The 13489-nt window shown below is 34.6% G+C and carries 15 protein-coding genes; 11 read left to right on the forward strand and 4 right to left on the reverse strand.

The window, feature by feature from the left end:
• The first annotated feature begins 17 nt into the window (after window positions 1–17).
• Window positions 18–1112 (forward strand): isoaspartyl peptidase/L-asparaginase family protein, encoded by a 1095-nt coding sequence (locus ACI5KZ_RS06545; protein WP_109308184.1) that lies wholly within the window; start codon window positions 18–20, stop codon window positions 1110–1112.
• Entirely contained in the window at window positions 1105–1416 is a 312-nt protein-coding gene (locus tag ACI5KZ_RS06550) for an antibiotic biosynthesis monooxygenase family protein (RefSeq protein WP_406847258.1), read from the forward strand. Before ACI5KZ_RS06545 ends, ACI5KZ_RS06550 begins: the two co-directional genes overlap by 8 nt.
• Here the strand turns inward: ACI5KZ_RS06550 and ACI5KZ_RS06555 are convergent.
• Genes ACI5KZ_RS06555 through ACI5KZ_RS06565 form a run of 3 tightly spaced genes read right to left on the reverse strand, consistent with a single transcriptional unit; the run spans window position 1408 to window position 3074 of the window.
• Window positions 1408–1944, reverse strand: a complete 537-nt coding sequence (locus ACI5KZ_RS06555) for a YciI family protein (RefSeq protein ID WP_109308186.1) — start codon at window positions 1942–1944, stop codon at window positions 1408–1410. The genes ACI5KZ_RS06550 and ACI5KZ_RS06555 overlap by 9 nt on opposite strands.
• Before the next feature lies 1 nt (window position 1945).
• Window positions 1946–2413: a CYTH domain-containing protein gene (locus ACI5KZ_RS06560; RefSeq protein ID WP_406847259.1), complete on the reverse strand. Its 468-nt coding sequence runs from the start codon at window positions 2411–2413 to the stop codon at window positions 1946–1948.
• Complete coding sequence (locus tag ACI5KZ_RS06565; RefSeq protein WP_109308188.1) at window positions 2406–3074, reverse strand: NAD(P)H-binding protein; 669 nt, start codon at window positions 3072–3074, stop codon at window positions 2406–2408. Before ACI5KZ_RS06565 ends, ACI5KZ_RS06560 begins: the two co-directional genes overlap by 8 nt.
• A gap of 42 nt (window positions 3075–3116) precedes the next feature.
• Between ACI5KZ_RS06565 and dinB the strand changes: the two genes are divergently transcribed.
• Window positions 3117–4223 (forward strand): DNA polymerase IV, encoded by a 1107-nt coding sequence (gene dinB, locus ACI5KZ_RS06570; protein ID WP_406847260.1) that lies wholly within the window; start codon window positions 3117–3119, stop codon window positions 4221–4223.
• Between the two features lie 5 nt (window positions 4224–4228).
• On the opposite strand, the gene ACI5KZ_RS06575 is transcribed toward dinB, so the two are convergent.
• On the reverse strand, window positions 4229–6016 hold the full coding sequence (locus tag ACI5KZ_RS06575; protein ID WP_406847261.1) for a M61 family metallopeptidase: 1788 nt from the start codon (window positions 6014–6016) through the stop codon (window positions 4229–4231).
• A gap of 82 nt (window positions 6017–6098) precedes the next feature.
• On the opposite strand from ACI5KZ_RS06575, the gene ACI5KZ_RS06580 reads away from it, so the two are divergent.
• The 8 genes from ACI5KZ_RS06580 (at window position 6099) to bioB (ending at window position 13476) form a co-directional block, all read left to right on the forward strand.
• On the forward strand, window positions 6099–6644 hold the full coding sequence (locus tag ACI5KZ_RS06580) for a hypothetical protein (protein ID WP_406847262.1): 546 nt from the start codon (window positions 6099–6101) through the stop codon (window positions 6642–6644).
• Window positions 6628–7773 carry an aminotransferase class I/II-fold pyridoxal phosphate-dependent enzyme gene (locus tag ACI5KZ_RS06585; RefSeq protein WP_406847263.1) on the forward strand — a complete coding sequence of 382 codons (1146 nt, stop codon included), beginning with the start codon at window positions 6628–6630 and terminating at the stop codon, window positions 7771–7773. Before ACI5KZ_RS06580 ends, ACI5KZ_RS06585 begins: the two co-directional genes overlap by 17 nt.
• On the forward strand, window positions 7770–8183 hold the full coding sequence (locus ACI5KZ_RS06590) for a putative signal transducing protein (protein WP_406847264.1): 414 nt from the start codon (window positions 7770–7772) through the stop codon (window positions 8181–8183). The genes ACI5KZ_RS06585 and ACI5KZ_RS06590 overlap by 4 nt, the downstream gene beginning before the upstream one ends.
• Before the next feature lie 84 nt (window positions 8184–8267).
• The gene (gene bioD / locus ACI5KZ_RS06595) at window positions 8268–8876 is read left to right on the forward strand and encodes a dethiobiotin synthase (protein ID WP_406847265.1); all 609 of its coding nucleotides are present in this window, start codon (window positions 8268–8270) and stop codon (window positions 8874–8876) included.
• Window positions 8873–10138, forward strand: coding sequence for an adenosylmethionine--8-amino-7-oxononanoate transaminase (gene bioA / locus ACI5KZ_RS06600; protein ID WP_406847266.1), 1266 nt, complete (start codon window positions 8873–8875; stop codon window positions 10136–10138). Before bioD ends, bioA begins: the two co-directional genes overlap by 4 nt.
• A gap of 81 nt (window positions 10139–10219) precedes the next feature.
• A complete protein-coding gene (locus ACI5KZ_RS06605) occupies window positions 10220–11368 on the forward strand; it encodes a beta-ketoacyl synthase N-terminal-like domain-containing protein (protein WP_109308196.1) in 1149 nt (382 codons plus the stop codon).
• Window positions 11369–11395: 27 nt separating this feature from the next.
• Window positions 11396–12349, forward strand: coding sequence for an alpha/beta fold hydrolase (locus ACI5KZ_RS06610; RefSeq protein WP_406847267.1), 954 nt, complete (start codon window positions 11396–11398; stop codon window positions 12347–12349).
• Window positions 12350–12381: 32 nt separating this feature from the next.
• Window positions 12382–13476, forward strand: coding sequence for a biotin synthase BioB (gene bioB, locus ACI5KZ_RS06615; RefSeq protein WP_109308198.1), 1095 nt, complete (start codon window positions 12382–12384; stop codon window positions 13474–13476).
• Window positions 13477–13489 lie beyond the last annotated feature (13 nt).

Raw genomic sequence — 13489 nt, forward strand, 5'->3', positions numbered from 1 at the left:
ATTTAATATATAAAATGATGAAAAAAGGAATCTATTTTTTGTGTGTATTCTTAGCAATTATTAGTTGTAAAAATGAAGATGAACTTAAAGCTTTATCCAATAGTAGACAGGTAGCAAAAGATACGTTGGCTATTTCAAAAGATAAAATTGCTATTAAAACTAATGAATTCGCCATTGTAATTCATGGTGGAGCAGGCACTATTTTAAGAGAAAATATGTCTGCCGAAGATGAAGCTGCATATAAATTAAAATTGGAAGAAGCCATACGTGTTGGTTATAATATTTTAAAAAATGGTGGATCTAGTTTAGATGCTGTTGAAAAAACAATAAATATCATGGAAGATTCGCCATTATTTAATGCTGGGAAAGGAGCTGTTTTTACCAATGCAGGAGCCAACGAATTGGATGCATCTATTATGGACGGAAAAACGTTAAATGCAGGAGCATCAGCAGGAACTAGAACCGTTAAAAATCCTATCAATTTAGCGAAAGCTGTCATGGATAATTCGCCACATGTGATGCTTTCTGGTAAAGGTGCAGAAACGTTTGCTAAAGAACAAGGATTAGAGATTGTAGATACGAGTTACTTTTATACTGAAAGCAGAATGAAATCTTTAGAACGTGTAAAAAATTATGAAAAAAAGAAGAAAGCAGATGCAAAAACAGCTTTTTATGATGCAACAATCAAAAACTCAAAATTTGGAACCGTTGGTTGTGCTGCTTTAGATAAAAACGGAAATTTAGCAGCAGGAACTTCAACTGGAGGAATGACTAACAAAAAATGGGGTCGTATTGGCGATGCACCAATTATTGGAGCAGGAACGTATGCAAACAATAATACATGTGCCGTTTCAAGTACGGGTTGGGGAGAGTTTTTTATTCGTGCTATGGTGGCTCATGATATTTCTGCTCTTATGGATTATAAAGGTTTGACGTTAAAAGAAGCGGCTCAAGAAGTCATTCAGAAAAAAGTGCCAGAACTTGGAGGAGATGGAGGTATTATTGCAGTCGATAAAAACGGGAATATGGTTATGGAGTTCAATACGTCTGGAATGTATCGAGCAACCATGAATGATAAAGGTGAACTTTATATTGGCATTTACAATGACTAAAATAACACCTTATTATGCTGTGATTTTCACCTCGATTCAAAATGAAAATACTGAAGGATATTCTGAAATGGCAGAAAAAATGGAAACATTAGCCAAGTCTCAAGATGGGTTTTTAGGAATAGAATCTGCCAGAGACCAAATAGGAATTACCGTAAGTTATTGGGAAAGCCTAGACGCAATAAAAAACTGGAAACAACATTCCGAACACCTTTTAGCACAACAAAAGGGAAGAACCCAATGGTATAATTGGTATCATGTAAGAATTTGTAAGGTAGAACGTGAATACGATTTTAAATCAACGTAATGAATAGCCTTTTGCAACCCACCATGGATGTATTTCAATCTCTAACCTACCAGCTTTAACCATTGGATCTAAATGGGCTAAACTATCAGCCATTTTTAATGTTGGTACGTTGTAAACTGTTATGCCACGAATATCTCCATCGTCTCCAAAAGGACCAATTAAATCGGCAAAACCTGCTTCGTACATACGCCCTAAGTGAGCCAGATGTGCTTCCTGTAATTCAGCTGCCTCTTCTTCGTTTTGATTTCTTATCGGACCACTTTTTAAAAATGCCATAAAGTATTGTTGCATTAAAACCGTGTCTTGTGTTTTTGTATCGACATAATCGAAAACCTGATAGCCTTTTGCAGTTAATTCTTCTTTTAGCTCTTTTGTTGTTTTCTCAACTTCTATGGGTATAATTTCTTCAACAATGGTGTCTGTTACTTTTTCAATAGGTTCCATTGGAATCGCCTTTTTGTCTTGCTTACATGCAATAAGAGCCATAAAACAGAAAAGGATTAAAATAAGATTTTTTGTAGTTTTCATTTTACCAAGATTTAAAGGGTTGTTTACTTAATTGTGAATTATAATATTTGATGTTTCCGGTTACTTCTTCACCTAGCCAGGTAGGTTTTGTAAATATTTCGGTAGGATGATTTAGTTCTATTTCTGCAATAATGAGCCCTTGGTTTTCACCAAAAAATTCATCGACTTCAATGATGTGATTTCCTGATTTTACCAGATGTCTAATTTTTTCAATCATGCCTTTTTCACATAATTCAAAAAGTGCTTCTGCATCAGTCTTTAAAATTTCTTTCTCCCATTCAAATCTCGATAAACCATCTTTAGAAGAAACCCCTTTTACAGTTAAAAAACCTAGTTCGTTTGTAAGTCTTACCCGGACGGTTCTCTCTTTTTCTGAATTTAAAAAACCTTGTTTGATGTGTATTTGTTTAAAAGCTTCAGTTTTAAAATCGTTATTTTTCACTAAAAACTTACGTTCTATTTCAATCATATTTCTTTTCTACTATTTTTTTAATCTCGTCTGATAGAATTCTACCAGATGGATGGGAGCTATTGGCTAGAATAACCATGCTTTTTACAATGGTAATTGGATGAATGGACTTGTACTTGGAAAACGAACCGAATAATAACGGATTAATAAGTTTCATTAAGTGCTTGGCTAAAGATTCTCCTAATCTTTTTTCGTTCCTGTCTCCTCCTATTAATGACGGTTGAAGTATATAGGTGTTTTTTATATGTTCTGCTAAAACAGCTTCTTCCATTTTGCCTTTGGTCCGATTATAAAACACCTTACTTTTTTTGTCTGCACCCAGAGCTGAAATAACAATAAATGTTTGAATGTTATTCTCCTTACAAAGCTGTGCAGCCATTACCGGAATGCCATAATCTATTTGAAGGTACTGTTCTTCGTTTGGAGTTTTAGACTTTGTCGTTCCAATACAGCAAAAAACCTCATCTGCAATAAAGGCATTTTTATACGATGACAAATCGAAAAGGTCTATTAAGTGTTCTTCAATTTTATCATGCTTTAAACCACAAGATGTTCTTGAAAAGAGCTTGATTTTTTGGTATCTGTTATCAATAAGAAGTTCTTCTAATAACAAACCTCCAGTTAATCCAGTAGCTCCTAAAATGATTGCTGTTTTACCCATTTTGATATGTCATTTTTGATAAAGATATTATAAATTTACATGATGTCAGACAATTTACCAATTCGAAAAATTATTCACGTGGATATGGATGCCTTTTATGCATCTGTAGAACAAATGGATCATCCGGAACTTAAAGGTAAACCCATTGCTGTTGGTGGTGGAGGAACAAGAGGTGTTGTAAGTGCTGCAAGTTATGAAGCTAGAAAATTTGGAGTAAGATCTGCTTTAAGTGGTGCACAGGCAAGACGAAACTGTCCTGAACTTATTTTTGTGAAACCACGTTTTGACAGATATCATGAAATCTCTAAACAGATTCGGAAAATATTTCACGAATATACAGATTTAGTCGAACCACTTTCTTTAGATGAAGCTTACCTAGATGTTACTGAAAACAAAAAAGGAAATCCAAGCGCCAGCATGCTTGCCAAAGAAATTAGAGAGCGCATTTTTAAGGAAGTAGGTTTGACGGCTTCGGCTGGAATTTCAATTAATAAATTTGTAGCTAAAGTAGCTAGCGACTACAACAAGCCCAACGGACAAAAAACAGTCAATCCTGAAGAAGTTGTTCCTTTTTTAGAAGCTTTAGATATTCGAAAGTTTTATGGAGTAGGGAAAGTGACTGCTGAAAAAATGTATCAGTTAGGTATCTTTACTGGAAAGGATTTAAAATCTAAAACCCTAGAATATTTAGACAGTAATTTTGGTAAATCTGGGAGGTTCTATTATTACATTGTTCGTGGCATTCATACCTCTGAAGTCAAGCCACAAAGAACCAGAAAATCGTTAGCAGCAGAGCGCACTTTCAGTGAAAATTTATCGAGTGAAATCTTCATGCTCGAAAAATTAGACCATATAGCTAAAGAAGTTTCAAAACGATTAATAAAAAGTAAAGTTTCTGGAAAAACAGTGACTTTAAAAATTAAGTATAGCGATTTCACACTTCAAACAAGAAGTAAGACTTTGCCTTATTTTATAAGTGATAAAGACATTATTCTTGAAACAGCAAAAAACCTGTTGTATCAAGAAAAACTTAACAACTCTGTGAGGCTTCTAGGAATCTCCATGTCTAATTTAAATACTGAAAAAAAAGCAACATCTAAAGTTCCAAAAAACCAAGAAGTCAGCGTGCAATTGCAGTTTGATTTTTAAACTAATTATTTAGCCTGCAACCAATTTTCCCTATTTGCTTTCTGTTTTTTGTCTAAAGGTGTTTTATCTGATTCAATTAAAGAAATGGTGTAAGACGTATCTGCTTGAAGTGTTAAAGAAGTGGTTTTGGTTTCTCCAAAACGTTCAAAAACTACCTCAACGCTGTCGTTTACTTTAAAGGATGTAAGAAGCTCGTTTAAATCTATATCTTCATTAATTTCAGTAGCACCAACTTTTATTAGTTTATCACCTTTTTGAAGTCCAGCATTATATGCTGTAGAACTATTTTTAGGATTGTTCATTAATTTCCCATGTCTTACATAAACGCCTAAAACTACTTTAGAAGGATCTGTACTCAAAACAACACCAACGGTTTTAAATAAATGCTTGAAATCTGGCATCTCACTTTTATATATATAGTTGTTAAAGAAATGGTTTCCAAAGTCTTTTCCAGCATACACATTTAAAGTTTCATTTAAGTTTCCAACCGTATAGTAGCTTTGGGTTTTTCCATAAGTCATCCAGACAAGTTTCATGTAGTCGTCCAGATTTAAGCCTTTTTCCCTTAAAGATAAATCTAAAGCCAAGCCTAACATACTTCCATAAGAATAATAAGAAATAAAGGTATTTTCTCTATTGGTTTCATCAACAGATTTGGCTGCATCAACAAAAGGAGCCTGGTAACTCATTTCAATCGGATTGAAATAATCACGACCTGGAGAATTCCACACATAATTAAAAGTTCCTGTCAAACCTGTAATGTATTTTGATTCTGAAATCACACCAGCACGACACAGCGTTAAATCGTCGTAATAGCTTGTAAAGCCTTCAGCAAACCACAGTTCACCACTCATGTTGGCCTCTTCAAAATTAAAAGGCTCTAAACTTTTCGGACGAATACGTTCTACATTCCAACAGTGAAAAAACTCATGAGAAACTGTTCCAATATTTTGATCAATACCACCTTTTGCCAAACTTCTCGTGCTCACCACATAGGTAGAATTTCTATGCTCCATACCATCGCCACTGGCATTTGGCATATAGCAAGCAAGAAAGGTATATTCGCCATAATCGTATTTTGGTAATTCACCAAAAACAGCTTTTTGTTGAAGCACGACTTTTTTAATGTTTTCAAAATAAGCATCTAAATCTGCTTCAGAAGCTGCATCGTCGTGAAGCACTAATCTAATTGTTTGACCATCTACTTGAAAAGAACGAGTTTTATAATTGGCAATTTCAGTTGGGCTATCCATAAAATACTGCAAGTTTTCAGCATAGTAGGTGTTGCCATCTAAGTGTTTTAATTGTGTCGCTACTTTCCAATTTAAATGGTCTTGAATATCAAATGTCACTTCCATTTCGTTTTCAGATAACTCAGGAACATACATAAACGTAGCTGGCATGTTTAAATGCGCATGCGTTTCGTCTACTTGGGCATAGGTACCATCGCCATGATTTGCAAACAAGGTATAACTTACTTGAATAGTTCCATCGTGACCAGAAACATTCCAAGCATACGGATTGGGACGCGTGGTTTTTAATACGTTCCCTTTACTATCGGTAACTTTTACGTTGTACACGTTTTTTGCAAATTCGTGTATGGCGTAACGTCCAGGAGACGACCGACTCATTCTAAATGTTACTTCATCAGATTTTAAATCTGTAAATGTGGCTTGAATAGTAGCTTCGTGATGAACAGCATTTTCAAATGAAATAATATATTTTGAAGCTACTTGAGCATTAACAATATATGTAAAAAGGAAAATGAAAAGAGATAATTGAAACTTCTGCATGAAAATAAATTTTAGGCTCTAAGATAATGTTTTTAGTGTTTTATTGTTGATTAAAACAAAACTCATTAGTTATATTTGATATATGAATAATGAGAACATTATTATTTCTGAAAGCAATAGACCTTATTGGCAATTAATTATTGCGGCAGCATTGTTCACTTTGAGCTTAGCTTTTATTGTCATGTTAATACAAAATATAGATTTAGAGAATAAAGGCAAGAGATTAGCAGGAAGCATTGAATTAATTTTAATATTGTTTTTATTAGGAACAACATTTTGCTCGCAAAAAAAAGTATACTTAGATTTAAAAAAGTCAAAAATAAAAGCATCTTATGAGGTTGGTCCAATAAAAATTGGGAGATGGCGACAAATAATAAACCCAGAATATGTATCTGTGTTTCTTAGACCGAAATCAGATGGTAGCACTGTGTTTGAAGTGAACCTTTGGTATGAAAGAGTAAAACATATAGAGCTTTATGAAAAGGATAATTACATGGATGCTTTTAAAATAGGCTATAATATTTCTGAAAAACTGAATATAGATTTATTAGATGCAACTGTTCCAAATGAAAGCAAATGGATTGATAAAAACGAATGGAAAAGCAAAATGAATGAACAATTTTCCTAAAAAACTTCAAGAAAAAATCAACCAGCGTAAAGCACAAAATATGTTACGTCAATTAGGCACAGAACATGATTTGATTGATTTTTCATCTAATGATTACCTTGGGTTTTCAAAATCGAAACTCATTTTCGACATGACCCATCATTATTTAGACGCAAATAGTTTGTCTAGGAATGGCGCTACAGGTTCACGTTTATTATCTGGAAATTATGAGTTGTATCAAGAAGTTGAAGACACTTTATGTGCTTTCCATCACTCGGAATCTGCATTAATATTTAATTCAGGTTACAATGCTAATTTAGGATTTTTTGCTTCGGTTCCTCAACGAGGCGATGTTGTTTTGTACGACGAATATATTCATGCATCTATAAGAGATGGTATTACCATGAGCCATGCAAAATCTTATAAATTTAAGCATAATGATTTAGATCATCTGGATGAGATGTTGAAACGAGTTCAGCATGACGAATCTGAAATTTATATCGTAACAGAATCGGTGTTTTCCATGGATGGCGATTCTCCAGATTTAGTATCATTAATTGAAATTAGCAAAGCATTCAAGGCACATTTAATCATCGATGAAGCACATGCCATAGGTGTTTTAGGAAAAAATGGTGTCGGGTTGCTTCAAGAATTAGGAATAGAAAACGATGTTTTTGCAAGAATCATCACTTTTGGAAAAGCTCTTGGAAGTCATGGAGCTGCTATTTTAGGAAGTAAAGCACTTACCCAATATTTAGTGAATTTTGCACGTTCGTTTATTTACACAACTGCGCTTCCTCCACATGCTTTAATGACTATCAAATCTGTTTATATTGAACTTCCAAAAACACATGAAATTTCAAAATTAAAAAAGAATATTTCTATATTTAAAATGGAAATCAATAAAAATAAGCTTCAAAACGCTTTTATTGAAAGCCATTCGGCTATTCAATGTTGTTTGATTAGAGGTAACGAGAACGTTAAAGCCATATCCAATCAGCTTATAAAAAAAGGATTTGATGTCAAACCTATTTTATCTCCAACAGTTTCTGAAGGCAAAGAGCGTTTACGTTTTTGTTTGCACAGTTTTAATTCTGAAAGAGAAATAAAAGAAGTGATCCAGTTATTAGCAACACTTTTAGCCATATGACAGAAACTTTTAAAACCATTGCTAGATTTCAGTATTCTTCCGAAGCACAAATAATTAAAGGTCGTTTGGAAGCTGAGGGGATTGAAGTGTTTCTTTCCGATAATTTAACCATCGATACAGATCCATTAGTGAGTAATGCTATTGGAGGCGTGAAGCTAAAAGTATTGTCACATCAAAGTGAAGATGCTAAAGAAATATTAGAATCTATTAGAAAATATTCTATGGACGACGAAGGGAATTCTATAAGCTGTCCGAATTGTCACAACGAAAAAATAGAACTCTTTTCAACGATTAAAGATGCCAAATCATTAATATGGTTTATTTTTGGAGTCTTGTTTTCAGGACTTCCATTTTATACAAGACACAAGTATCGATGTGAAACCTGCCAAACCGAATTCGATTTAAAATGAAACTCGTTGTTCACACTTTCAACACCCAAAGAAATGATTCGTTGGGAGTTCCATGTGGACGATAACAAATAATAATTTAAACAGATGAAAACCTATTTTGTAACAGGAATTTCCACAGAAGTTGGAAAAACCATCACTTCAGCAATATTAGTAGAAGCGTTACAAGCCGATTATTGGAAACCCATTCAAGCTGGAGAATTAGATAATTCCGATACACAAAAAGTAAAACGATTAATATCTAATAAAAAGAGTAAGTTTCACCCTAATAGCTATGCATTAAAGACACCTATGAGTCCACATGCAGCAGCAGAAATCGATGCTGTTACTATTAATGTAAAAGATATTAAAGCACCAAAAACCAAGAACCATTTAGTTATTGAAGGCGCTGGTGGTTTGTTGGTTCCAGTCAATCAGAATCAAACAATTTTAGATATTATAATACCAGAATATCATGTAATTGTTGTTTCTAGACATTATTTAGGAAGTATCAATCACACGCTTTTAACGGTTAATTTATTAAAAGAAAAAGGGTTTCAAGTGTCCATTATTTTCAGTGGAAAAGAACATGAAACAACCGAAGATATTATTATAAAAATGACGAAAGTTCCAATTATTGGACGTATAGATGAAGAGCCTTATTTCGATAAAAATGTAATTTTGGAATATGCAGAACTGTTTAAAGACAAGTTATGAGTTTAAAAGAAAGAGATAAAAAACACTTATGGCATCCTTTAACGCAACACAAATTGCATCCAGAAGCCATTGCCATTACAAAAGCTAAAGGTTGTGTGTTAATAGACGAAGATGGCAACCAATATATAGATGCTATTGCGTCGTGGTACACTTGCATGTATGGGCATTGTAATGATTTTATTACCAATCGAGTTTCTGCTCAAATGCAGCAATTGGATCAGGTGGTTTTTAGTGGATTTACACATGAACCAGCTGTGAAATTATCGGAGGCTTTAATCCAGATTCTTCCTAAAAACCAAAATAAAATATTTTTTAGTGATAACGGTTCAACCTCTGTCGAAATAGGCATTAAAATGGCTTTACAATTTCATTTTAATCAAGGCAGAAAACGCAACACCTTAATTGCTTTCGAAGATGGGTTTCATGGCGATACTTTTGGAGCCATGAGTGTGTCTGGATTGTCTGTTTATAATGGTCCTTTTGCCGATTTCTTTTTAGACGTGAAACGTATTCCAACACCAAATGGAACGAATCATGAAGCCATTTTAAAAACATTACAAGACATTGTAGAAACGCATGAGGTAGCAGGTTTTGTATACGAACCTTTGGTACAAGGAGCAGCTGCTATGAAAATGCACGATGCAGAAGGCTTAGAGGGTATCTTGAAATTTTGTAAAGAAAACAACATCATAACGGTTGCCGATGAAGTGATGACTGGTTTTGGTAAAACCGGAAAACACTTTGCTTCAGATTATATGGAAACCAAACCAGACATTATGTGCTTAAGTAAAGCCTTAACAGCAGGATTAATGCCAATGGCAATTACTTCTTGTTCGCAAGACATATATGATGCTTTTTATAGCGACGACATGGGAAAAGGCTTGTTTCACGGACACACCTATTCTGCAAACCCTATAGCATGTACAGCTGCTTTAGCAGGCATAGAATTGTTGCTATCGGAAGAAATTCAGAATAATATGCTTCGAATCAAAGCATCACACGAAGCGTTTGATTTAAGAATCAAGAATCACCCAAAAGTGAAATCTACCCGACAATTAGGAATTATTTTCGCTTTAGATTTAAATACCGAAATGGCTCGATATGGAAATTTAAGAGACATGCTGTTTAAATTCTTTATGACTCAAGGTGTTTTTCTTCGTCCATTAGGGAGTACCATATACATTCAAGCGCCTTATGTAATTTCAAATTCGCAATTAGAAAAAGTCTATCAAACCATTGAAGAAGCCTTATCAATAGTTTAAATTTGTAAGGTTAGTATAAAATAAAACATCAAAATATCAATAAAAAATGAGATGCTGAAACAAGTTCAGCATGACAATAAAATGATTCAACCCATTTCCATTACTAGCCTATCAAGCCTGTCTCCTTTAGGAAAAACCCCTGAAGACATTTGGCAAGCTTATAAAAATCAAGATCATTATTTTTCAATAAAACATGAAAATCTAGTGGCTGAAATTCCAAAAGAAGCAAAATTGGAAATCAACAAACTAAGAGCTTCAGACACAAAATATAAAGCTTTAGATGAAACGGTTCTATTTGCCATTTACTCTTCAAGACAAGCAGTAAAACAAGCTGGTTGGAAAGCAACGGATAACTTTGGGATAAACATTGGGTCCTCTCGTGGGGCAACTAAGCTTTTTGAAAGACATTACGAATTTTTTCTTAAAAAAGATAAAGTCAAACCTTTAAGTTCCCCTACCACAACTCTTGGGAATATTTCGTCTTGGGTAGCTCACGATTTACAAACCCAAGGTCCAGAAATTTCTCATTCGATTACTTGTTCCACAGCTTTGCATGCTTTATTAAATGGAATTGCTTGGATAAATTCTGGCATGTGCCATAAATTTTTAGTTGGTGGAAGTGAAGCACCATTAACAGCATTTACAATTGCTCAAATGCAAGCACTAAAAATCTATTGTCATTCAGAGCAAAGCGAAATGTCTTACCCTTGTCGTGCTTTAGATTTAAATAAAGACAAAAACACGATGATTCTAGGAGAAGCTGCTTCTATGGCATGTTTGGAACAAGGCGAAAAACCAAATGCTTTAGCAAAAATTATTGGCGTTGGTTATGCCACCGAAATCTTGGAACACAATGCGTCTTTATCAACAGATGCCATTTGTTTTCAACGCTCCATGAAACTGGCATTAGGAGATTTAAATCCAAACGAAATAGATGTTATTGTAACCCACACACCTGGAACGATAAAAGGAGATATTGCAGAAGTCAATGCTATTAATAAGGTGTTTGGGGAGAACCATCCAGCATTAACAACAAACAAATGGAAGTTAGGTCATAGCTTAGGTTCTAGTGGTATGTTGAATATAGAAATGGCTATTTTTATGCTGCAACATCAAGAGCTTATTCCGGTGCCTTTTATAAAACAAGAAACGCCTAAAAAAATAAAAAACATTTTAGTGAATGCTGTTGGATTTGGTGGTAATGCCGTTTCTATTTTATTAACGAAATAGTTATATTTACTTTATAAAAAGAGATATATGAGATTTTTACTATTACTTCTGTGCTTCCCAATCTTAAGTTTTTCACAAGTAGACCCCAATATTTACGAAAAATTTGAATCTAAGTTTTATGAAATTGATGGTTATAAAATTAACGTTGAGGTTTTAGGTGAAGGCGATCCTATTTTCTTTTTACCTGGAGGACCAGGAAATTCACACGATTATATGCAAGGGAATTTTGGTCAATATTACAAATCTAATACCGTTGTTTTTTTCGATTTCTTAGGAAGAGGAAAAAGCGATGATGCCAAAGATGTTTCAGAGTATTCCGTAGAAAACGATGTGGAACTTATTGAAAAACTTCGACAGGTATTGGGCTATAATAAAATTTCGCTTGTTGGTCATTCTTACGGAACTGTTCCAGCGCAAGCCTACGCTATAAAATATCCCGAACACCTTGATAAAATGGTGCTAATTAACGGCTTTCATTCTGGTGTTATGTGGCAGGCCAATTGCGATAGCTACAACCATTATGCAAAAACCCATTTTCCTGAAAAATGGAAACAAGTAGATTCCCTTCGTGCTTTAGGATATGTGTCTAGCCAAGAACCTTTAAAAACGGTTTATGGTAATTTTCCAACCAAATACATCTATTACCACAATACAAGTTTAAAGCAAAATGTGCCAAAAGAAAAATTCAGAGGTTGGGCAGGAGATGTGTATGAAACAATTATTGGTAGGGATGGCGATTTTGATGTGTCTGGAAGTATGATTAATCAGGATTACAGACAGCAACTAAAAGACATCAAAGCTAAAACATTAATTGTTGCTGGTCGTTATGATGGTGTTTCAACTCCTGAGTTTGCTGTGCAATATAAAACGTTTATGCCTCAAGCTCAGTTTGAAATGTTTGAACAAAGTGGACACAACCCCTATCTAGAAGAGCCTGAAAAATTTTATACAATTTTTGAGACGTTTTTCAATATAAAATAAGTTATTTTTGAACCTTACTTGAAACCAAAAGCATGAGTGAAATAAGACACAATTGGACCAAAGAACAAATTTTAGAAATCTATAACAAACCCATGATGGAGTTGCTTTACGAGGCAGCAACCATTCATAGGTTACATCACGATCCTAATGTGGTTCAGGTGTCTACCTTACTTTCAATAAAAACTGGAGGTTGTTCGGAAGATTGTGGCTACTGTCCTCAAGCAGCCCGATATCATACCAATGTGGAAGGCAACGATTTAATGACAGTACATCAAGTAAAGGCACAAGCTTTACGTGCCAAAGAAACTGGAAGTTCTCGCGTTTGTATGGGAGCAGCCTGGAGAAATGTGAAAGACGGCGAAGAATTCGATCAGGTTTTAGAAATGGTTAGAACCATTAATAAACTGGATATGGAAGTGTGTTGTACCTTAGGAATGGTAACCGAAAATCAAGCGAAACGTTTAGCTGAAGCTGGTCTTTATGCATACAATCATAACTTAGATTCATCAGAAGAATATTATAAAGAAGTGATTTCAACTCGTGGATACCAAGACAGATTAGACACGATTGACAATGTGCGTAAAACCAATGTCACAGTTTGTTCTGGAGGCATTATTGGCATGGGTGAAAATGTGTCAGACAGAGCAGGCATGTTAGTGGCTTTATCTACCTTAAATCCTCAGCCAGAATCGACACCAATTAATGCGTTGGTTGCTGTTGAAGGCACGCCTTTAGAAGACGAAAAACCTGTTGAAATTTGGGACATGATTCGTATGGTTGCAACTACCAGAATCGTGATGCCTGAAACTCAAGTTCGTTTAAGTGCAGGAAGAACACAAATGAGTCGCGAAGGTCAAGCCATGTGCTTTTTTGCAGGAGCAAATTCAATTTTTGCAGGCGATAAATTATTAACGACACCAAATCCAGATGTCAACGAAGACATGAAAATGTTTGAATTGTTAGGGATGAATCCTCAAAAACCTTTCACCAAAAAAGTACAACCACAAACAGTAGAAGCATCAGAATCTGAATATCAGGCTTTAGGAGAAAAGCCTAGATGGACCAGACCAGAACATAAAATTGAACGAAACGAAGCTGCCAAAGAAAAAGCTAAAACCTTGAAATAGGTGACGCTTAACT

This window comes from Xanthomarina sp. GH4-25 (assembly GCF_045363175.1).
Classification (GTDB): Bacteria; Bacteroidota; Bacteroidia; order Flavobacteriales; family Flavobacteriaceae; genus Xanthomarina.

Bases quoted from the DNA above. Each gene is read 5' to 3' on its own strand.
- ACI5KZ_RS06545 (WP_109308184.1), top strand. From the start codon at position 18: ATGAAAAAAGGAATCTATTTTTTGTGTGTATTCTTAGCAATTATTAGT.
- ACI5KZ_RS06550 (WP_406847258.1), top strand. From the start codon at position 1,105: ATGACTAAAATAACACCTTATTATGCTGTGATTTTCACCTCGATTCAA.
- ACI5KZ_RS06555 (WP_109308186.1), bottom strand. From the start codon at position 1,944: ATGAAAACTACAAAAAATCTTATTTTAATCCTTTTCTGTTTTATGGCT.
- ACI5KZ_RS06560 (WP_406847259.1), bottom strand. From the start codon at position 2,413: ATGATTGAAATAGAACGTAAGTTTTTAGTGAAAAATAACGATTTTAAA.
- ACI5KZ_RS06565 (WP_109308188.1), bottom strand. From the start codon at position 3,074: ATGGGTAAAACAGCAATCATTTTAGGAGCTACTGGATTAACTGGAGGT.
- dinB (WP_406847260.1), top strand. From the start codon at position 3,117: ATGTCAGACAATTTACCAATTCGAAAAATTATTCACGTGGATATGGAT.
- ACI5KZ_RS06575 (WP_406847261.1), bottom strand. From the start codon at position 6,016: ATGCAGAAGTTTCAATTATCTCTTTTCATTTTCCTTTTTACATATATT.
- ACI5KZ_RS06580 (WP_406847262.1), top strand. From the start codon at position 6,099: ATGAATAATGAGAACATTATTATTTCTGAAAGCAATAGACCTTATTGG.
- ACI5KZ_RS06585 (WP_406847263.1), top strand. From the start codon at position 6,628: ATGAACAATTTTCCTAAAAAACTTCAAGAAAAAATCAACCAGCGTAAA.
- ACI5KZ_RS06590 (WP_406847264.1), top strand. From the start codon at position 7,770: ATGACAGAAACTTTTAAAACCATTGCTAGATTTCAGTATTCTTCCGAA.
- bioD (WP_406847265.1), top strand. From the start codon at position 8,268: ATGAAAACCTATTTTGTAACAGGAATTTCCACAGAAGTTGGAAAAACC.
- bioA (WP_406847266.1), top strand. From the start codon at position 8,873: ATGAGTTTAAAAGAAAGAGATAAAAAACACTTATGGCATCCTTTAACG.
- ACI5KZ_RS06605 (WP_109308196.1), top strand. From the start codon at position 10,220: ATGATTCAACCCATTTCCATTACTAGCCTATCAAGCCTGTCTCCTTTA.
- ACI5KZ_RS06610 (WP_406847267.1), top strand. From the start codon at position 11,396: ATGAGATTTTTACTATTACTTCTGTGCTTCCCAATCTTAAGTTTTTCA.
- bioB (WP_109308198.1), top strand. From the start codon at position 12,382: ATGAGTGAAATAAGACACAATTGGACCAAAGAACAAATTTTAGAAATC.